The organism is Paenibacillus dendritiformis, from assembly GCF_015845845.1.
GTDB classification, from domain to species: domain Bacteria; phylum Bacillota; class Bacilli; order Paenibacillales; family Paenibacillaceae; genus Paenibacillus_B; species Paenibacillus_B dendritiformis_C.
Genome location: NZ_LDIG01000062.1, coordinates 1 through 18,600, shown reverse-complemented (window position 1 = coordinate 18,600; position 18,600 = coordinate 1). Strand labels below are relative to the sequence as shown.

Below are 18,600 nucleotides of genomic sequence, written 5' to 3'. Positions count from 1 at the left end.
GAGGGATGCGATTGAATGCTTATTCCAAATATTTTCTCAAAAAGCTGGTCTGGTATGGAATTACCTTCATCATTGCCGTCGGGCTGAACTTCCTGCTTCCGAGACTGATCGAAGGCAATCCGGTCAGCATGATCGCGGCGAAAATGACGAAGGGCATGACGGACAGCGACTCGATTAAGCGGGTATACGAGACCTTCACTCAGGAATTCGGGATCGATCAGCCGCTGGGGACGCAGTTTCTTATTTATATCAAAAATTTGTTCGCGGGCGACCTCGGCACATCGTTCGGGCTGTATCCGAAAAAGGTAACCGCTATTTTGGCCTCCGCCATTCCGTGGACGGTAGGCCTGCAGCTTCCGGCCATTCTCGTCGGCTGGATTATCGGCAATATCCTTGGCGCGGTAGCGGCCTACAAGAAGGGCGTTTACGACAAGGTCATCTTTCCGGCGGCGCTGTTAGTCAATTCGATTCCGTTCTTCACGCTGGCGATCATCATGCTGTACCTGTTCGGCCTGACCTTGCACTGGTTTCCGCTGTCAGGCGGATATGACTACCAGATGACGCCTCAGTTCAGTCTCGAATTCATCGGCTCTGTATTGCGCCATCATACGCTGCCGTTTCTGTCCATCGTGCTCGTCACGATTGGCGGCCAGGCGATCGGCATGCGGGAGATGTCCATCTATGAGCTGAACTCCGACTATGTGATGTACAGCAAGCTGCTCGGGATTCGGGATGCCCGCGTAGCCGGTTATGTGTTCAAAAATGCGATGCTGCCCCAAGTCACCGGATTAGCCCTGTCCATCGGCACGATGATTGGCGGCTCGCTCATCTGCGAGATCGTGTTCAGCTATCCGGGGCTCGGCACCTGGCTGTTCACCGCCATTCGGCAGCTCGATTATCCGCTGATCTCCGGCTGCACGCTGCTTATCGCCATCTCCGTGCTGCTGGCCAACTTCACGATCGAGATTGTGTACGGATTGATTGATCCCCGCATCAAGGCGGCTCAAATGGAGGAGCGTTAATATGAGCCATTCGATACGCATTTTGGCCAAATCGCCGAAGTTCATGGCCGGCGCCGTCACCTTTGCCGTTATGATCCTGTTCGTTCTCATTTACCCTCTTATCAACCGGAACGATCCGCTGGAGATGATCGCGCTCGCGTTCCAGCCGCCGGACGGAGATTTGCTGCTCGGATCGGACAATTTCGGCCGGGACGTGTTCCTTCAATTGGTCTATGGCATCAAGACGTCCATCAAGGTGGGGCTGATCGCGGGCGTATGCGCGACCATCCTTGGGCTGGTCATCGGACTCTGCTCCGGCTATATCGGCGGGATCGCCGATAATTTGCTGACGGCGGTAACCAATATCTTCATCGTCATTCCGTCCTTTATCATCCTGATTCTCGTCTCCGTCAGCATCGATTCGCGCAGCTCGCTCGTGACGGCGCTCATTATCGGCCTCACAAGCTGGCCGTGGACGGCGCGCGCCGTCCGGGCGCAGACGGTATCGCTGCGGAACCGGGATCATGTCCACATCGCCAAAATTTCCGGCCACAACGCGCCGCGCATCATCTTATTCGAGATTATGCCGTATATTGCTTCCTACGCCGTGATGGCGTTCGTGCTGCAGACCGCGTCCGGCATCTTGCAGGAGGCGTCGATCAGCATGCTCGGCCTGGGCCCGTACAACACGATCTCGCTCGGCATATTGATGAACTGGGCGCTCGTGTTCGAGGCGCCGGTGGCGGGCGCCTGGTGGGCCTTCATCCCGGCGGCGTTCGCGATTGCGGTCATCACGTTCTCGCTCTATCTGATGAATACCGGAATGGATGAAATATTCAATCCGAAAATTAGGAGCTGACTATGAGCACACCGATATTGGAAGTTGCGGGCTTGAAGACGTATTACCGGACACGGCTGAAGGAGGAAGTGCATGCGGTGGACGGAGTTGATTTCACGCTGGAAGAAGGGAAGACGCTGGGCATCGCGGGGGAATCCGGCTGCGGAAAGTCGACGCTCGCGCTCAGCCTGATGGGGTTTTACGCTCCGCCGCTTCATTACCGCAGCGGATCGGTCGCCATCGGCGGGACGGACATCATGAAGCTGAGCCGGGAGGAACTGCGCAAGCGCATACTCGGACGAAGCATCGCTTATATTCCGCAGGCCGCGATGAACGCGCTCAATCCGACGCAGAAGATTATCCGCTTCATCGAGGATGTGATGAAGGAGCATCGTCCCGAGCTGAGCCGGAAGCGGGTGCGGGAATTGGCCGCCGAACGGCTGGAGTCGCTGAATCTGCCGGCGAAGGTGCTGCATGCGTTCCCGAACGAGCTCTCGGGCGGCATGAAGCAGCGGACGGTCATCGCGATCTCGACGATTCTGAATCCGTCTGTCCTGATCGCGGATGAGCCGACGTCGGCGCTGGATGTCACTTCGCAGAAGAGCGTCATCAAGCTGCTGAAGGATCTGCTCGCCAAGAGATATATTCGATCGCTTGTCTTTATTACGCATGAGCTGCCGCTCCTGTACCATGTCACCGACGAGATCATGGTGATGTACGCCGGTCAGATTGTGGAGCGGGGAACGGCGGAGCAGATGATTTTCGATCCGGTTCATCCATATACGAACAAGCTGATGGGCTCGATTATCGTGCCGGAAGCGGGCATGAAGGGGCATAAGCTGGCAGCGATTCCGGGAGCGCCCCCGAATCTGAAGCAGGCGATCCCCGGCTGCCGCTTCGCCGAACGGTGCGAATATGCGCGGGAGGCATGCAGGGAGGCTCCGATTCCAATGAGGCTGGATGAGGGACGGCGGTACCGCTGTCTGTTCGATGCCCGGACGTTAAGGGAGTGGTATGCCAGTGACAAGGATTAGCGGCGACGTTCTGCTGCGGGGAGAGCGGGTCAGCAAGGTATTCGGATACGGCAAGCAGCGCACGGCGGCGGTGCAGGAGGTCGACTTCGCGATTCATGAAGGGGAGATAATCTCGATCGTAGGCGAGAGCGGCAGCGGGAAGACGACGCTCGCGAAAATCATCATGGGGCTGCTGCAGGAGTCGGCAGGGCGCATCGATTATAAGGGCCGGCCCCGCAATCTGCGCTCGCATGCGAAGCGGCGGGCGTATTGGAAGGAATTCCAGGCGATCTTCCAGGATCCGTTCGCCTCGTTCAATATGTTCTATAAGGTGGAGAAGCTGCTCCTCGACTGCATCCGCCTGCAGGGGTTGAAGCTGACGAAGGAGGAACAGCGCAAGCGGATGACGGAGGCGTGCTCATTCGTCAATCTGGAGTTCGGGGAACTGTGCAACAAGTATCCGTTCGAGCTGTCCGGCGGCCAGATGCAGCGGCTGATGATCGCGCGCATCTTCATGCTACATCCAAAGGTGCTCGTCGCGGATGAGCCGACCTCGATGGTCGACGCGTGCTCGCGTTCGACGATACTGGATATGCTGATGAAGCTGCGGGAAGACAACAATATGACGATTCTGTTCATAACGCATGATGTCGGCCTGGCTTATTATGTCAGCGATACGCTCTATATTATGGAGCGGGGGCGGATCGTGGAGAGCGGCCCGGCCGAGGAGATGATTTTGCGCCCGCGGCATCCGTATACGCGGCGGCTCATTGCGGATGTGCCGAAAATTCATGAAGCTTGGGATTTATCTTAACCGTTCCGGCGGGGGAAAACTTCGGCTCCGGCCCGGCGTCCGGGCGCGGCGGCGTGCTCACGGAGGTGCCTGCCGCATGCGGGACGACCAAGATCGGCGTCGTCCGATGAGCGGGCGCTGTTCTTGTGTTCCGGGAGGCGGAATCAGCGGATCTCGAAGTCGGCGGCCAGCTCCATGGCCTTATCGGATAGAAAAGCGGAGAACCGCTTCACGACCCGATAGCGCCCTGATTCAAGGTCGCGGGGGAGTGTGATGGTCTCGTCGAACGTTCCGCCGGGTTCGATATGTCTCCCTACAGCGGGCACCGCCTGCGTGAAGGGTACGGGCACATCGTCTTCATCCTCGGCCCGGTACAGCTCATACCCGTAACCGAGCTGCAGATCTGCGGGTCCCGCATTGTGAGCGGTAATCGGGAAGTGGTGAACTGGATCAAGCGGCATCTGAATATTGAGTATATTTGTTCCGTCTGTACAGGCGTTTTCATGCTGAATGAGGCCGGTCTGCTGGACGGGAAGCGGGTCACGACGCATCATCTGGCTGCGGGCATGCAGCGGAGCAATGCCTCCCTGCAAGTGGAATCCGAGAGCAAAGTCGTTCACGATGGCAATATCGTCTCGTCCGGCGGCGTCACCTCAGGCATCAATATGGCGCTCTATCTCGTCAGAACAATTCTAGGGGACAAGGCGGCGGATCGGACCGCGGCGTATATCGCGAGTTCGCCGATCCTGCCGTCGGTCTATAGCGGCTTGACAAAGCCATAGGCCGCATCCTTCAAGAAGCCCAGCTTCTCATAGAAGCGGTGCGCGTCGCTGCGCCAGGCGCTGGAAAAGAGCATGACGCTGTGGCAGCCGCGCTCCCGCGCCGCTTGCTCCACCGCTTGCATGAGCATTTGTCCGATGCCGGAACGATGGAACGCCTCGGTTACAATCATGTTTTCCAGCACCATGAACGGGCGGCAGTTCCCGGTCAGATCCTGGCAGGTAATGCCCATGACCGAACCGACGAGCCGCCCGGATTCATGCACGGCGCCGAGCAGCAAGTAATCCGGGTGGTCCCGGAGCAGGCCGAATTTCTCCCGCAGCCGTTCCCGGTTCGTCGCGCTGCCATCCAGCTCGGTATATAAGGCCGCCAACTCCTCAAGCTGATCGGCCGTAATGGGGGCAATTCGAATCATCGCCGCGCCTCCTTGCTTTATCCTTTTCGCTGCCATTCGTTGGCATACGTTGTCTCCATTGTAGCCGCGCGGCTGCCTGTAGGCAACATCCCTTCGACACCCAAGGCGGCGCGGTTATAGGCGAATATCGTGCTCAGCGCGTCGCCGCGGACAGAGAAAATGCGCTTCCCGCCGGATCGTCCGGCAGGAAGCGCATTGGTGTCTTGGATTTATTGGCGGCTGCCTTGAACCGCCGCACCTCGCGGCCGCTGCCATCCTGCGCCAGAGGGCCCGGCGGCAAGGCGGGAAGCGGTGTCTATTCATCGGGCTGCAGGCCTGGGATCGCCGTGAAGAACACATCGAGAAGATCTTTTTGGAACGTCTCCCGAACATACTCCGTTATCTGATCGAGCTCCTGTTCCGAAGTGTATTCGAGTACGGGCCGCCCCTCGCATTTTAACACCCGGCAGTTATATTTTTCCCGTACCTGATCGATGATAACATCCTGATTTACAGCAGCGGAGCCCATTACTTCAATTGCCATGTTTTTTCCTCCTTAATGAGCTGCGTATGGCCATGATATGATTCCTTTCTATCAAGTTCCTCTCTGGTTGTCTGTGATGGATATCATAGACGGACGAAAGGAAGCCCGGCTCAACATGGGTCTATTCCGGCATAGACTGACTATTGTTGACTTTTGCGCCGCGCCTTCTTATATTAATACTAACTCTAAAATGGAAGGCCCCGATGGCCGCCGAAGAGGAGTGTATTGCAAAGGAGTGTGTGCGGCGTGCAGTCATTCGAAGACAACGGTTCCGTCAATGACGGAAAGACAATGACCTTTGCGGATGATGAACTGGGGCAATTCTGCGAGACGACCCGGCGGATCGTGATCGTCAGCCCTTTCCCGGCTTCGATCCGCTCGCTGTTCGTCGCGTTGACGATACGCTGTTATGATGTGCTGCTCTTCCATCAGGAGCATGATCCGATGCTGCAGACGATGAACAGCGATCTGGTCATCGTCGATCGGACGAAGGCGGTTCCGGCCGATCCGTCCGCCACCATCCCGGGGAGCCATGGCGCCATCCTTCTGCTGCATGGCGAGGGCTCGGAGAAGGGGCCGGATGAGCAGGGCAGGGAAGTGATGGTCTGGCCTTGTCCGATCGAGGCGGCCTTGTCGCGAATCGAAGAGCTGGCGAGCCGGAACGCTGCCCAGCCGGCGGCGGGCAGCGAACTGCTGCGCTTCAAGGATGTCGTCGTCGATCTGAAGCGCATCACGGTGCATCAGGGAGGCGCCAAGATCGAGCTGACGCGAACCGAGTTCGACGTGTTGAAGGGGCTGCTGCTGAATGGCGGCGGCGTCATGACCCGGCAGCAGATTATGGAGTCCGTCTGGGGCGAATCGTATATGGGCGGCAGCAATTCGATCGATGTTCATATCAAGAGTCTTCGCCAGAAGCTCGGCGACGCGCCGAAGCATCCGAAGTACATTGTCACGGTCCGGGGAATCGGCTACCGGATAGCCGATTAAAACATCGGTACGTGCATCTTCATGAACCCTTCATGATTCCTTCATGAAGGGTTCATTGTGTCTTCATCAAGCCTTCATGATGAACGGAGGCGCAGATGATAAGATAGGTTCTGCAAGCAAGGACGTTGAATGTCAATTCAACATGATTCGATAGATGATGGAGATGATCCTATGTACAAGACGGTCATTGTCGGAACGGGGCCTGCCGGATTGACGGCGGCGATTTATTTGGCCCGGGCGAACCTGAGCCCGTTGATTATCGAAGGCCCGGAGCCTGGAGGCCAGTTAACGACGACGACGGAAGTGGAGAACTTCCCCGGCTTCCCTCACGGCATTATGGGTCCGGAGCTGATGGACAAGATGCGCAAGCAGGCCGAGCGCTTCGGCGCGGAATTCCGCACCGGCTGGGTCACGGAAGCGGATCTGTCCAAGCGGCCTTTCACCTTGTCCGTCGAAGGAATGGGCGAGATTCAGGCCGAGTCGCTGATTATATCGACCGGCGCCTCCGCGAAGTATCTCGGCATTCCGGGCGAGCGCGATAACGTGGGCCGCGGCGTCAGCACGTGCGCGACCTGCGACGGATTCTTCTTCCGCAACAAGAAGATCGTCGTCATCGGCGGCGGAGACTCCGCGATGGAGGAAGCCAACTTCCTGACGCGCTTCGCTTCTGAAGTGGTGCTGGTCCACCGCCGCACGGAGCTGCGCGCTTCCAAGATTATGCAGGATCGGGCCCGCCAGAACGGCAAGATTCGCTGGTATCTGAACCGGACCCCGCTGGAAGTGATGGCGGGCGAGCATGGCGTTACCGGCCTGAAGGTGCGCAACAATGAGACCGGCGAAGAGGAGATCCTAGCGACGGACGGCATCTTCGTGGCGATCGGCCATACGCCGAACACGAAGTTCCTGGCTGGCCAGCTTGATGCCGATGAGCAGGGCTATCTGCTAGTCAAGCCGGGCACGACCGAGACGAACATTCCCGGCGTATTCGCCTGCGGGGATGTGCAGGACAACCGGTACCGCCAGGCGATTAGCGCCGCCGGCACGGGCTGCATGGCCGCGCTGGACTGCGAGCGTTACTTGGAGAGCATGGAGAGCGAGGATAGCGCAAGCGCTGCGGAAGCGGTCCAAGCGTAAATCGCCCGGGTCTGGCGCTGCGGGCAACGTCGTGCGGGGCACAGTATGGGGCGGCTGCGGCAAATAGGCAAGCGGATCGCGAGTAAAGGGGAGACGAAACCATGGATAGGAAAGTAATCGTCTATACAAGCACCTACTGCCAATATTGCACCCAAGTCAAAAGGTTCTTGGGCGATCGGAACGTCGCTTTCGAAGAGCGGAACATCGACCAGGATGAGAAATATGCCGAAGAGCTGTGGAACACCGGCATGCGAGCGGTGCCGGTGACGCTCATCGGAGAGACGAAAATCCTCGGTTTCAACCAGATTCAACTGAACGAAGCGCTGGCCGCCCGCGCATGATCGGGGAGCGGCGAGAGGCCTTTGCGGCCTGGCATAGATACGGCAGCGACGGAATCCGCTCTATGGGCGGATTTCTCCTTATATATAAAGATGACAGAAATGCAGCACTTGCTGGGAGCTGTGGATTGGAGGCCATCATATGAATGCAGCAACTTTACTACTGTTCGGAGCGACGGGAGATTTGGCGAAGCGCAAAATCTATCCCGCTCTGTTCAACCTACATCTTGACCGCAAGCTGCCCGCCGGCTTCTCCGTATTCGGCATGGGCCGCAGCGCGTGGAGCGACGGGGAATTCCGCCGTCGCATCGCGGAATCGATAAGCGGCTTCTCCCGCCGGCCGGCGCCGGATGAGGCGGAGCTGAACGCGTTCCTGGATCGGTTCCGCTTCTTCCGCCTGAACGTGGCGGCTCCCGAAGATTTCGCGCGGCTGCTGGAGCAGGTGCGGGAGCGCGAGCAGGAGCTTGGCAACGCCGAGAACCGGATGTTCTATCTCTCGGTAGCGCCGGAGCTGTTCGAGCCGATCGTCCGCCATATTCATGAGAGCGGCTTGAGCAGCGTTACCGGTTGGAAGCGGCTCCTGATCGAGAAGCCGTTCGGCCGCGATCTGGCTTCGGCCCGCGCATTGAATGCGCTGCTGGGCAGCGTTTTTCGCGAGGAGGAAATCTTCCGGATCGATCATTATCTCGGCAAGCGGATGGTGCAGAACCTGCAGAAGCTTGAATATGCGAATCCGATGCTTCAGGCGGTCTGGAAAAATCAATACATTGCCAATGTGCAGATTACGGCGAGCGAGACGGTCGGCGTAGAGGAGCGCGCGGCCTATTACGACGAGGCCGGCTCGATGAGCGTGCGTCCGCATTCGTTCGCTGGTATCCCCGCGGATAGAGCGATCTAGAGGAAGAGCCTAGGCATACGTCGAAGCAAGCAGCGCCGGATATGCCATGAAAGGTTCGCACCGAAGCGCCGCAAGCTATCGGCCTCATCTGAAGGCAATGGCTTGCGGCGCCGTTTCGTTCTGCCGGATCGATAAGTCCGCGGCGATTGGGTAGTGATCCGATGCCACCGAACGGACGACCTCGCGCCGTTCGCCGGCAGCGATGCCTTCGTTGACGAGAATATAATCGATCGTCTCCTTGGCCCCGCCAGCCGGATAGGTATAGGCCGCCGGAAGATCGGCGAATACGTTGCGGAAGGAGCGGGACATCGCGGCGAGCTCCGGGCTGTCCGGATGGGCGTTGAAATCGCCCGTTACGATCGCCGGACCGGTCTGTCGGGCGGCGATATCGAGAATTTCCGATATTTGCGCAAGCCGCTCCTGCCGCTCGAGCCCGAGGTGGGTGACGTAGAAGCTGACTCTCGCATCCTCGACGACCAGCTCGGTCTCCAGCAATCCGCGCTGCTCCCGGCCGGCGCTGTCCAGCAAATAATGCTGCTGGCGGACGATCGGATATTTGCTCAGGACGGCTATGCCGTATTGCCTCCGCTCGGTGCGCCCCGGCTCGGGATCCCCGTCCAGGTTGGCGCCGTACGCATACTACATCCCCAGGCGGGCGGCTAATACCGTGATCGTATCCTCGTAATTGCTTCGCTTGTCGAAGTGGCGGTCAACCTCCTGCAAGCCGACAACGCCGGCGCCCGCTCTCCGGATAACATCCGCAATGCGAGCCGGATCATACCGGTCATCCATTCCGCGCCCATGCTGAATGTTGTACGACATGACGGTAAGCGATGCTGCGCACTCTGTCATGAAACTCACCCCTGAATCGTAGCATAGTCTCCTCTCCTGCTAACGTTCGCACAGATAAGGGCCGCAGTCAATGGGGCGGCGCGAGCCTTTTTTCGGAGCTGCGATCCTGTACAATATTTTGGAAAAATTTTATTTTCGGGCACGAGGAAATTTGTGGGCGGCAGCGAATTATTTTCGTACACAACAGAAAAATTGGAGATTCCCGTTCCTGGATAAAGACATAACTCATTCCGCTTGAACTCATTTGGGGATGTGATTGAAAGGGGTTACTCTTATGCATTTGAAGCAAATTGACTTGTTCGATTTCGCTTTTAACAATGCGTCTATCGGGATGTCGATCGTGTCTCTGGAAGGCCGCTTCATCCAAGTCAACCGCGCCTTATGCGGCATGCTTGGCTACGATGAACGAGAATTGCTGGCCTTGAATTTTCAGTCCATCACCCATCAGGATGATCTCGAAGAGAACCTGGAGTACGTCTATCAGCTCCTGAACATGAAGATTGAAGCATACCATATGGAAAAGCGGTACATACATAAGCAAGGGCATCCGGTATGGTGTCTGGTGAACGTCTCCGTCGTGCACAACGAGAAAGGGGAACCCATTTTTTTGTTCTCGCAGTTCCACGATATTACGGCCAAGAAGATGACGGAAATCGCGCAGCGAAAAACGGAAAGCGTGCTGCGGGCGAAAGAGGAGTCGTTCCGAATTCTGCTGGAGGAATTGCCTCTCTCCGTCATCATTACCCGGAACGGGATTTGCCAGTACGTCAACCGGGCGGGAATTCAAATGCTCGGCGCGCGCGGCCCCGAGGAAGTATTGGGCGTATCCACGAAGGAGTTCGTCGATCCGGGCCATCATGACAAAATAGAGGAAAGAAGGCGGCGATACCATCAAGGAGGGAAGCTGGGGACCGTCAAATATAAGCTCCGCTGCTATGACGGACAGATTAAATTTGCGGAGGGCGTCTCGATACCGACCACATTTCTCGGCGAAGAGGCGGTGATTGGCGTATTTCAGGATGTGACGGAGCGGAAAAAGGAAGAGGAACGCATCATCCAGTCGGAGAAGCTGTCGATCGTCGGGCAGCTTGCCGCGGGAATCGCCCATGAAATACGCAACCCGATCACGTCGATCAACGGCTTTCTCAAATTGCTTCGATCCTCGAAGAGCGAGAAGGAACAATATTACGACATCATTGAATCCGAGCTGAAGAGCATTGAGATCATCTGCAACGAGCTGCTTATTTTGGCGAAGCCGAATATGGTATCGGCCCGGAGCGCGAACCTGGTGCGGCTGCTCGAGCAAAGCATTGCGCTGATGAGCGCCCAGGCGGCGATGAAGAACGGCGCGATTGCCGCCCATCTTCCGCCGGGGGAGATATGGCTGCACTGCGAGCCGAATCAGATCAAGCAGGTGTTCGTCAATTTAATTAAAAATGCGATCGAAGCGATGCCGGACGGCGGACATATTTATATCGGAGCAAGCGTTAAAGACGGCTTCGCGCTCATTACGATTGAAGACGAGGGCTGCGGCATTCCTCCGGAGAAGCTGGGGATGCTGGGCCAGCCGTTCTATACGACGAAGGATTCCGGGACGGGACTCGGCCTGATGGTGAGCTACAACATTATGGACAATCACGGCGGGAGCATATCGGTGGACAGCAGGCCGCAGCAGGGGACGATCTTTACGGTGGCGCTGCCGATTCTCGATGAGTAGAGAAGGCGGCGGCTTGAGCGAAGCGGGGAGCAGATCCGATAGGGCGGAACGAGAGACTACAGCACTTCCGATGCGCAGGGATGGATATGCGCGATGGGAGTGCTTTTTGCCGCATCTGCGGATCGGGACTAGTTCAATTTTCAACTTTCCGTTATATTGATATAGTGTGCTCCATTTTTGTAAAAATAGGCTAGAACATGCGAGGTGGCCAAGATGACACACGGTCTCGAACGATTTCTTTTCCCCAGTCGGCCTTATCAATTAAAGACGCTTATCCTGTGGCTAATCACTGTCGTGGTCGCCATGGCTCTCGCCCTGACCGGCATCCTTATCGCGAACGATTATGCGGCCGCGACTCAGAGAAGTCTGGAAGAGAGGGCGCAAGCCATCGCCAGCGCGGTCGGTCAGACTCCGACCATTCTGGACAGCCTTCGCAACGGAACCTATGGCGGCCCCGTCCAGACTTATACGATGAAAGTGAAAGCGGATACAAACGTGGAGTATATCGTGGTCATGGATATGAACAGCGTTCGTCTCTCTCATCCGAACGAAGAGATGATTGGCAAAACATTTGTCGGAGGAGACGAAGGGCCCGCCCTGCAAGGGAAAAGTTATACTTCAGTCGCTGTCGGCACGTTAGGGGAGTCGATGCGCGCCTTTATGCCGATCTGGGACGGGGGAGAGCAGCTTGGCGCCGTGGCGGTCGGGATAGCGAAGGATAAAATCAATGACGCGGTGCTGCGCAGCCAAAAAATCATCCTTCTCGGCATGGGGGTAGGCTTGGCGGCAGGCTTGATCGGGGCGCTGCTGCTGGCGCAGAAGGTCAAGCGCTCGATGCACGGCCTGGAGCCGGCGGAAATCGCGAAGCTCCTGGAGGAAAGAGAGGCGATGCTCGCTTCCGTTCGCGAAGGAGTCGTCGCCATTGACGAACAGGGGATCATGGTGGTCGCGAATCGGGCAGCCCGGGACATATTCAAGCGGGCGGGTCTTCGCGCCGAACCGGTTGGAAGGCATGTGGGGGAGTTTATGCCTCAATCAAAGCTGCAGGACGTACTGATTCACCCAAGAGTAGAGCTGGACCAGCAGCAAACATTGAACAATTTGGAAATCGTCGTGAACTGCGTTCCTGTCAAGGCTGCCGGCAAACTGGTGGGCGCGCTGGCTACGTTCCGGGATAAAACGGAGCTGACGAGCATGCTGGAGCAACTGTCGGGCGTCAAAAATTATGCGGAAAGCCTGAGGGTGCACACGCATGAGTTCATGAACAAGCTTCACGTCATATCCGCCATGGTGCATACGGAATCATACAAGGAGCTTCAGGCATATATTAAGCGGATTTCCACTCATTATCAAAAGGATGTGGGCTGGGTCTACAACCATGTGAAGGACCCGGTGATAGCGGGATTTTTACTGAACAAACTCAGCTTCCTGCAGGAGCATGACGTCGAAGTGACGCTGACAGGACGGGAAGCGTGGCCGTCCATTGCGCGGCCGGAAGTTCTTGACGCGTTGATCACGATCATCGGCAATTCATTGGACAACGCCTATGAAGCGATTGCGGGGCAGGAGGAGAAAGAAGTCGCGGTAGAACTGTCCTCCGCAAGGGATGGCTGTCTGGAATGGACGGTGCGGGATAATGGCCCGGGTCTGGCGGAGGAGCTTGCCGGAAAAATCGGGAAAGGGAAATCCACCAAAGGAGAAGGAAGGGGCTACGGCCTCCATCTGATACACAAAGCGGCGGCGGACACAGGCGGGACGGTACATATATCCTCAAGGAAAGGAGACGGGGTGACATTGACGGTGCGCATCCCATACCAGGCATGATTCAAGTCTTGATTATTGAAGATGACCCGATGGTGGCGAAGTTCAACGGAATGTACGTGGACAAGGTGCCGGGCTTCGCATTGGCCGGAACGGCTGCCGGAATCGAAGCCGGCTGGGAAATGCTCCAGAGCGGAGAAATCGATTTAGTTTTGCTGGACGTATATATGGCGAACAAGAACGGGCTTGATGTGCTCGTCAATGCAAGGAGAGCCAACCTTGCGGTAGATGTTATCGTGGTTTCTTCAGCGAATGACCGCGAGTCCGTGCAAACGGCTCTTCGTTACGGGGCCGTCGATTATTTAATCAAGCCCTTTGATTTTGAACGGTTCCGGGAGGCGCTTATGCGGTACAAGTACCGATGCGTCCATATGCGGAAAGAAGGCATTCAGCAGGAAGAGGTTGATGCGCTGTTCCACCGGGGATGCGGGAACAAAGATTGGATCGGGGAGAGCCTGCCCAAAGGGATTACGAAAGAAACGTTTCTTCGCGTCCTGCGCGAGATTAACAAGCTGGCAGGCTGGTTCTCCACGGCCGAATTGGCTGAATTGACGGGGATATCCAGAGTGTCTTTGCGCAAATATTTGCGCTTTCTGGAGGAAAATAACACTTTGATCAGCGATGTCAGCTATCAAGGCAGCGGCCGCCCGCTCCAGCAGTATAAGCTCAGCGCAGAGGGGCTGGATTACGTGCTTTCCCTTTTGCAAAAAGAAGAAAAGATACGGGTTGAATAAGCTCGCGCGCGGTGGCGGCGAGCTTTTTTTCTGTCACAGGCGCTTTTTTTAGTTACAAAACCCATGACATTAGTTAAAAAATGTATACAGATAAATAAATTTGTAACAAAATTAACGAAAGCGCTTACAGATGGGGGATGAATGATGAAGCAATTGGTTGTATCCGCTTGGCGCAGCCTGTGGGCACAGCATAAGCGAACGAAAGAGGTATTGACGGTGTCCGGCCAAGCAGCAGATCAGGGAGGCGTTCGGCCTGGCGTGAAGTCCAACAAGCCGTATGCCCCAGCTCAGCTTGTCGGATTTATATTGGGACCTGCTTTGTTTATGTTGACGATGTTATTTTTCCAGCCAGATGGATTGTCTGCGGAAGGGAAATCCGTGCTCGCCGTTACGTTATGGATTGCGGCGTGGTGGATTACCGAGGCGATTCCGATTCCGGCTACATCTCTGCTGCCGCTGATCCTGCTGCCTGTCACGGGAGCGATGCAAGGCAGCGCGGTCGCCTCGTCCTACGGCAACGATATTATTTTTTTGTTCCTGGGCGGCTTTTTTATCGCCACCGCGATGGAAAAGTGCAATTTGCACAAAAGATTGGCTCTCTTTATTATTTCGCTCATCGGTACGAGCACGCAGCGCATCCTGCTGGGCTTTATGGCCGCAACGGGATTTTTGTCGATGTGGGTGTCCAACACGGCAGCCGTCATGATGATGGTCCCGATGGGATTGGCGATTACGGCCCAGATTGCGAGCACTTTGGCTGGCAAGCCGGAGGAAGAGGAGCTGCCGAAGTTCGAGAAGTCCCTTATATTTGGCATCGGCTATGCAGGCACGATAGGCGGGCTGGGAACACTGATCGGCACGCCGCCCAACATTATTCTTGTCGCCCAAATGAATGAATTATTCGGCATTTCCATCTCCTTTGCCCAGTGGATGCTGTTTGCCGTTCCGGTCGTCATGCTTATGCTTGTCTCGACGTGGTTTTATTTGGGGAGAATCAAGTTCAAAACATCGATCCGCCAGCTTCCGGGCGGAAGAGAGTTAATTCAGAGCGAGCGCAGCAAGCTTGGCAAAACCTCCTATGAAGAAGGCATGGTTGGCCTCGTGTTCGTCTTCGCTGCCTTTATGTGGATTACGCGCGAGTTCTTATGGGTGGACGGCGGTTTGTTCGTGCCTGTCCCCGGCATCTCGGACGGGATGATTGCGATTATGGCCGCGGCCCTTTTATTTATGATTCCGGCCAAAGGAGAAGCAAGCTCCCGTATTTTGAATTGGAGCGATTCGAAGGACATTCCTTGGGGCGTGCTGCTTCTGTTTGGAGGCGGACTGGCGATTGCGGCGGGCTTCCGCTCCAGCGGTCTGTCTGACTGGATGGGAGAACAGTTGACGATGCTTGACGGTTTTCATCTCATTGTCATTATTTCTTGCGCTACGCTTTTGATCATGATGATGACCGAGATCACGTCCAATACGGCAACCGCAACGATGATCTTGCCTGTCGTCGCCGCGCTCGCGATCGCCCTTGGCATTCATCCGTTCGCGCTCATGATCCCTTGCGCCATGGCGGCCAACTGCGCCTTTATGCTGCCTGTCGGCACGCCGCCCAACGCGATTATATTCGGGACGGGGAAATTAAAAATTATCGACATGGTCCGGGCCGGATTTTCTGTAAACGTATTCGCAACACTTATCATTATTCTTGCCGTATATTATTTGCTGCCGATCGTTTTCGGAATTGATCTGAATGCGATTCCGGAAAGTCTCTTGACGAAAGCGCAGGGCTAGGTTGCTGCAGTGGGGAAAACGTGATAGCCGAAGCAAGCGGTTGCCCATGGCGCCAGAGCGTTCATCAGCCGCTTGTCATACATGTTGACCGAGCCGGTTCCTTTGCGGAGCCGGTTTTTTGGTCGCGGAAAACCAAACAGGGACGAGGGGGGCATGCCTTGTTGACTGAGGGCGGGGGATACGGGGCACACTTGACAGAAGGAGATAAATATAATATCTTTAAATCGAGATATTAATGAGTGTAATTTATTTATACCGAGATAAAAAGGAGAGATCCATATGAGTTTGCATACGGCAGGGATTCATCACATTACGGCTTTTGCACGCGATCCGCAGGCGAACGTTGACTTTTATGCCGGCGTTCTGGGCTTGCGGCTCGTCAAGAAGACGGTTAATTTCGATGCCCCTGAAGTATACCATTTGTATTTCGGGAACGAGGTTGGCGGTCCGGGTACGATCATTACGTTCTTCCCGTGGCCCGATTCCCGCGGGGGCCGCATCGGGGGCGGCCAGGTCGGCATGACGACGTATGTCGTCCCGCCGGGGGCCCTGGACTTCTGGGAAGCGCGGCTGAGACGGTTCGGCATTTCCGTTATGACAGGCCGCCGTTTTGGAGAGAAATACGTCCAGTTTACAGATAATGAAGGCTTGCGGCTGGAACTGGTGGAACGGGAGGAAGGTCCGGCCAGCCAATGGTCGTTCGGCGGAATTCCGGCGGACAAGGCAATCAAGGGCTTCGGCGGAGCGGTGCTGTTCAGCGTGCATGCCAGCCAGACGATGAGCGTGCTCGAGCATGTGCTCGGCTTGACCCGGGTAGGCGAGGACGCCGGATTCGTCCGCTTCGGCGCCGCCGGGGAGCTCGGCAATCTGATTGATATTCCGAAGTCAGACATGGAGCCGGGAGTCGGAGGCGCAGGGACTGTGCACCATATCGCCTGGCGGGCCCGCGATTACGAGGAGCATGCGGAATGGCGAAGCAAGGTGGAGCAGAGCGGCTATCATCCGACGCCGATCGTGGACCGGCAATATTTCAACGCCGTCTATTTCCGGGAGAGCGGCGGGATTTTGTTCGAGATTGCGACGGATCCGCCGGGCTTCACGCGCGATGAGCCGTTCGAGTCGCTCGGAGAGAGCCTGATGCTGCCGGAATGGTTCGAGCCGCACCGCACCCGGATTGAAGCGAATCTGCTTCCGATCGAAGTCAGACCGCTTAAGGAGGGAGAAGCATGAGACATTTGTACGAAAAAGGGACGGACGAGTCGGCCCCGACGCTGGTGCTGCTGCACGGGACGGGCGGTTCGGAGCGCGATCTGGTGCCGCTGGCCCGCATGATCTCGCCGGAATCGCCGGTGCTCAGCCTGCGCGGCAATGTGCTGGAGAACGGAATGCCGCGCTTCTTCCGGCGGCTTGCGGAAGGGGTCTTCGATGAAGAGGATCTGCTGTTCCGGACGGGAGAAGTGAACGAATTCCTGGACCAAGCGGCGGAACAGTACGGGTTCGATCGGCGCAATCTTGTGGCCGTCGGCTATTCCAATGGCGCGAATATCGCGGCCAGCCTGCTGTTCCATATTCAAGAGGCATGGGCCGGCGCCATTCTCCATCATCCGATGGTTCCGCGACGCGGCGTCGTGCTGCCCGATTTGAACGGGATCCCTGTCTTTATCGGGGCGGGCAAGAACGACCCGATCTGCCCGCCGCAGGAGACGGAAGAGCTGGAAGGGCTGCTGCGCGGAGCGGGCTCGGACGTAACCGTTCATTGGGAGCGGTACGGCCATCAGTTGACCTCCACCGAGGCGGAGGCGGCCGCGGACTGGTTCCGCGGCAAGTTTTTGAAGTAAATGCGATTGCCTACCGGCGAATGAACAAACGGGGCTGTCTCATAAGCAGCGGCCAGATGCAGTGAGACAGCCCCAGCTTGTGAATATGGAGTCGCATGTTTTTGGCGGACATGCCCAATGCTTTATGATGTCATTTATTCGAGGTGACGACGGGGTGGGCTTTGTTCGTTTTGCTGATATGGTGCTGTTTGAGTCAATATGGTTTGGATCTACCCTTCGGTTTTGTTTGGACCTTGCTTCGATTCTGCTTCGCTATTTGTTTAGAATCTCCTTCGACTCTGCTTCGAACTCTGCTTCGAACTCTACTTCGATTTTCCTTCAGATCTGCTTGGATTCGGTTTGGACTCTGCTTCGCTTCAGCTTCCATCTGTTTCGATCGGTTTGGCTCTGCTTTGCTTCTGCTTAGTTCTGTACAATTTTGCTTTTACTCTGATTTCGATCTGAGTTCACTCCGCTCCCGCTTTTCTTCCACTCTACTTTCAACTCTGCTTCCGCTTTGCTTCCCCTCTCTGTTCCCGTTTTGTTTCCACTCTGCTTTCCCAACTCTGCTTCCGCTTTGCATCCACTTCGCTTCTCGCCGCTCGACTTGCCGAAATACTGCGAAAATGCAGTTTTCTCTTATGACGGGTACTCCGTTACAGGGATTCCTGCAAAAATGCAGGAATTTCAGCTGCGCCAGTGGATTGAAAGGAAAAATCGGAAAAATTGATGCGCTTTTGCAGGAATATCATCAAAAAGCGTCTTAAATCGAGAAAAATCCTGCGTTTATGCACTAGCGTTGCATCGAGCGGTTAGTTCATAATCTAATTTCAATTAACATCAATATATGATATATATTTACATCTGCAATGTCCGCGCTAAGTCTAAAAAAGTCGAGCTGGAAATAGACCCTGCGCGTTATCCATTATATGTAAAAGTATTTTTCGTTTGTCATTACCTCACAATCAGTTTCGGTTTCATCGACTTCGTTGCCTTTTTCGGACGTCTCCCATTTCGCTTTGGTCGTCCCCTAGATGTTCGGGTCGGCTTGCGGTTGAGTGCAGCGATCAAATTTTCCCATGGTTTTTCCGCATAGATGCGAATCAACTGAAGGAGATCCCATGTCGACTTATTACAGTCCAATGTTAGTTTAATTA

Annotated in this window: 17 protein-coding genes and 2 pseudogenes; 15 read left to right on the top strand and 4 right to left on the bottom strand. The window is 56.0% G+C overall.

What is annotated here, in order from left to right; translation table 11 throughout:
* Window positions 1–11: 11 nt before the first annotated feature.
* The 4 genes from ABD76_RS02925 to ABD76_RS02910 are packed head-to-tail and all read left to right on the top strand — an operon-like array spanning window position 12 to window position 3,666.
* Window positions 12–1,022 carry an ABC transporter permease subunit gene (locus ABD76_RS02925; RefSeq protein WP_197254153.1) on the top strand — a complete coding sequence of 337 codons (1,011 nt, stop codon included), beginning with the start codon at window positions 12–14 and terminating at the stop codon, window positions 1,020–1,022.
* Between the two features lies 1 nt (window position 1,023).
* Window positions 1,024–1,860: an ABC transporter permease gene (locus ABD76_RS02920; RefSeq protein WP_197254151.1), complete on the top strand. Its 837-nt coding sequence runs from the start codon at window positions 1,024–1,026 to the stop codon at window positions 1,858–1,860.
* Between the two features lie 2 nt (window positions 1,861–1,862).
* Entirely contained in the window at window positions 1,863–2,873 is a 1,011-nt protein-coding gene (locus ABD76_RS02915) for an ABC transporter ATP-binding protein (protein ID WP_197254150.1), read from the top strand.
* Window positions 2,860–3,666 carry an ABC transporter ATP-binding protein gene (locus tag ABD76_RS02910; protein WP_338125015.1) on the top strand — a complete coding sequence of 269 codons (807 nt, stop codon included), beginning with the start codon at window positions 2,860–2,862 and terminating at the stop codon, window positions 3,664–3,666. Before ABD76_RS02915 ends, ABD76_RS02910 begins: the two co-directional genes overlap by 14 nt.
* Before the next feature lie 143 nt (window positions 3,667–3,809).
* Here the strand turns inward: ABD76_RS02910 and ABD76_RS30365 are convergent, their stop codons facing one another.
* Window positions 3,810–4,106 (bottom strand): immunoglobulin-like domain-containing protein, encoded by a 297-nt coding sequence (locus tag ABD76_RS30365; RefSeq protein WP_338125014.1) that lies wholly within the window; start codon window positions 4,104–4,106, stop codon window positions 3,810–3,812.
* Here ABD76_RS30365 and ABD76_RS02900 point away from each other — a divergent pair.
* Window positions 4,065–4,427, top strand: a complete 363-nt coding sequence (locus ABD76_RS02900; protein ID WP_197254147.1) for a DJ-1/PfpI family protein — start codon at window positions 4,065–4,067, stop codon at window positions 4,425–4,427. The two genes, ABD76_RS30365 and ABD76_RS02900, sit on opposite strands and share 42 nt — an antisense overlap.
* Here the strand turns inward: ABD76_RS02900 and ABD76_RS02895 are convergent.
* The gene (locus ABD76_RS02895; protein WP_197254146.1) at window positions 4,403–4,840 is read right to left on the bottom strand and encodes a GNAT family N-acetyltransferase; all 438 of its coding nucleotides are present in this window, start codon (window positions 4,838–4,840) and stop codon (window positions 4,403–4,405) included. The two genes, ABD76_RS02900 and ABD76_RS02895, sit on opposite strands and share 25 nt — an antisense overlap.
* Window positions 4,841–5,135: 295 nt before the next feature.
* Complete coding sequence (locus tag ABD76_RS02890) at window positions 5,136–5,363, bottom strand: hypothetical protein (protein ID WP_197254145.1); 228 nt, start codon at window positions 5,361–5,363, stop codon at window positions 5,136–5,138.
* Between the two features lie 246 nt (window positions 5,364–5,609).
* Between ABD76_RS02890 and ABD76_RS02885 the strand changes: the two genes are divergently transcribed.
* From ABD76_RS02885 to ABD76_RS02870, 4 genes and pseudogenes are all read left to right on the top strand, one after another.
* Window positions 5,610–6,350 carry a winged helix-turn-helix domain-containing protein gene (locus ABD76_RS02885; RefSeq protein WP_197254144.1) on the top strand — a complete coding sequence of 247 codons (741 nt, stop codon included), beginning with the start codon at window positions 5,610–5,612 and terminating at the stop codon, window positions 6,348–6,350.
* A 171-nt stretch (window positions 6,351–6,521) separates the two neighbouring features.
* Window positions 6,522–7,484 (top strand): thioredoxin-disulfide reductase, encoded by a 963-nt coding sequence (gene trxB / locus ABD76_RS02880; protein ID WP_197254142.1) that lies wholly within the window; start codon window positions 6,522–6,524, stop codon window positions 7,482–7,484.
* Window positions 7,485–7,585: 101 nt separating this feature from the next.
* Window positions 7,586–7,825 carry a glutaredoxin family protein gene (locus ABD76_RS02875; RefSeq protein WP_168182993.1) on the top strand — a complete coding sequence of 80 codons (240 nt, stop codon included), beginning with the start codon at window positions 7,586–7,588 and terminating at the stop codon, window positions 7,823–7,825.
* 139 nt (window positions 7,826–7,964) lie between these two features.
* Window positions 7,965–8,669: pseudogene (locus ABD76_RS02870) on the top strand (glucose-6-phosphate dehydrogenase); the annotation flags it as partial.
* Between the two features lie 135 nt (window positions 8,670–8,804).
* On the opposite strand, the pseudogene ABD76_RS29175 reads toward ABD76_RS02870, so the two are convergent.
* A pseudogene (locus ABD76_RS29175) lies at window positions 8,805–9,542 on the bottom strand (endonuclease/exonuclease/phosphatase family protein).
* Between the two features lie 304 nt (window positions 9,543–9,846).
* Here ABD76_RS29175 and ABD76_RS02860 point away from each other — a divergent pair.
* From ABD76_RS02860 to ABD76_RS02835, 6 genes are all read left to right on the top strand, one after another.
* Entirely contained in the window at window positions 9,847–11,289 is a 1,443-nt protein-coding gene (locus tag ABD76_RS02860; RefSeq protein WP_197254140.1) for a PAS domain S-box protein, read from the top strand.
* Window positions 11,290–11,502: 213 nt separating this feature from the next.
* On the top strand, window positions 11,503–13,113 hold the full coding sequence (gene dcuS, locus ABD76_RS02855; protein ID WP_197254137.1) for a DcuS/MalK family sensor histidine kinase: 1,611 nt from the start codon (window positions 11,503–11,505) through the stop codon (window positions 13,111–13,113).
* Between the two features lie 8 nt (window positions 13,114–13,121).
* Window positions 13,122–13,844, top strand: a complete 723-nt coding sequence (locus tag ABD76_RS02850; protein WP_338125013.1) for a response regulator — start codon at window positions 13,122–13,124, stop codon at window positions 13,842–13,844.
* A gap of 144 nt (window positions 13,845–13,988) precedes the next feature.
* Window positions 13,989–15,626 carry an SLC13 family permease gene (locus tag ABD76_RS02845; protein ID WP_197254133.1) on the top strand — a complete coding sequence of 546 codons (1,638 nt, stop codon included), beginning with the start codon at window positions 13,989–13,991 and terminating at the stop codon, window positions 15,624–15,626.
* A gap of 279 nt (window positions 15,627–15,905) precedes the next feature.
* Window positions 15,906–16,856: a ring-cleaving dioxygenase gene (locus ABD76_RS02840; protein WP_197254131.1), complete on the top strand. Its 951-nt coding sequence runs from the start codon at window positions 15,906–15,908 to the stop codon at window positions 16,854–16,856.
* Window positions 16,853–17,464 (top strand): alpha/beta hydrolase, encoded by a 612-nt coding sequence (locus ABD76_RS02835; protein ID WP_197254129.1) that lies wholly within the window; start codon window positions 16,853–16,855, stop codon window positions 17,462–17,464. Before ABD76_RS02840 ends, ABD76_RS02835 begins: the two co-directional genes overlap by 4 nt.
* Window positions 17,465–18,600: the final 1,136 nt, after the last annotated feature.

What these genes read in the sequence shown, in the direction of transcription:
- ABD76_RS02920 (WP_197254151.1), top strand. Translation starts at nt 1,024, where the DNA reads ATGAGCCATTCGATACGCATTTTGGCCAAATCGCCGAAGTTCATGGCC.
- ABD76_RS02915 (WP_197254150.1), top strand. Translation starts at nt 1,863, where the DNA reads ATGAGCACACCGATATTGGAAGTTGCGGGCTTGAAGACGTATTACCGG.
- ABD76_RS30365 (WP_338125014.1), bottom strand. Translation starts at nt 4,106, where the DNA reads ATGCCGCTTGATCCAGTTCACCACTTCCCGATTACCGCTCACAATGCG.
- ABD76_RS02895 (WP_197254146.1), bottom strand. Translation starts at nt 4,840, where the DNA reads ATGATTCGAATTGCCCCCATTACGGCCGATCAGCTTGAGGAGTTGGCG.
- ABD76_RS02890 (WP_197254145.1), bottom strand. Translation starts at nt 5,363, where the DNA reads ATGGCAATTGAAGTAATGGGCTCCGCTGCTGTAAATCAGGATGTTATC.
- trxB (WP_197254142.1), top strand. Translation starts at nt 6,522, where the DNA reads ATGTACAAGACGGTCATTGTCGGAACGGGGCCTGCCGGATTGACGGCG.
- ABD76_RS02875 (WP_168182993.1), top strand. Translation starts at nt 7,586, where the DNA reads ATGGATAGGAAAGTAATCGTCTATACAAGCACCTACTGCCAATATTGC.
- ABD76_RS02860 (WP_197254140.1), top strand. Translation starts at nt 9,847, where the DNA reads ATGCATTTGAAGCAAATTGACTTGTTCGATTTCGCTTTTAACAATGCG.
- dcuS (WP_197254137.1), top strand. Translation starts at nt 11,503, where the DNA reads ATGACACACGGTCTCGAACGATTTCTTTTCCCCAGTCGGCCTTATCAA.
- ABD76_RS02845 (WP_197254133.1), top strand. Translation starts at nt 13,989, where the DNA reads ATGAAGCAATTGGTTGTATCCGCTTGGCGCAGCCTGTGGGCACAGCAT.
- ABD76_RS02840 (WP_197254131.1), top strand. Translation starts at nt 15,906, where the DNA reads ATGAGTTTGCATACGGCAGGGATTCATCACATTACGGCTTTTGCACGC.
- ABD76_RS02835 (WP_197254129.1), top strand. Translation starts at nt 16,853, where the DNA reads ATGAGACATTTGTACGAAAAAGGGACGGACGAGTCGGCCCCGACGCTG.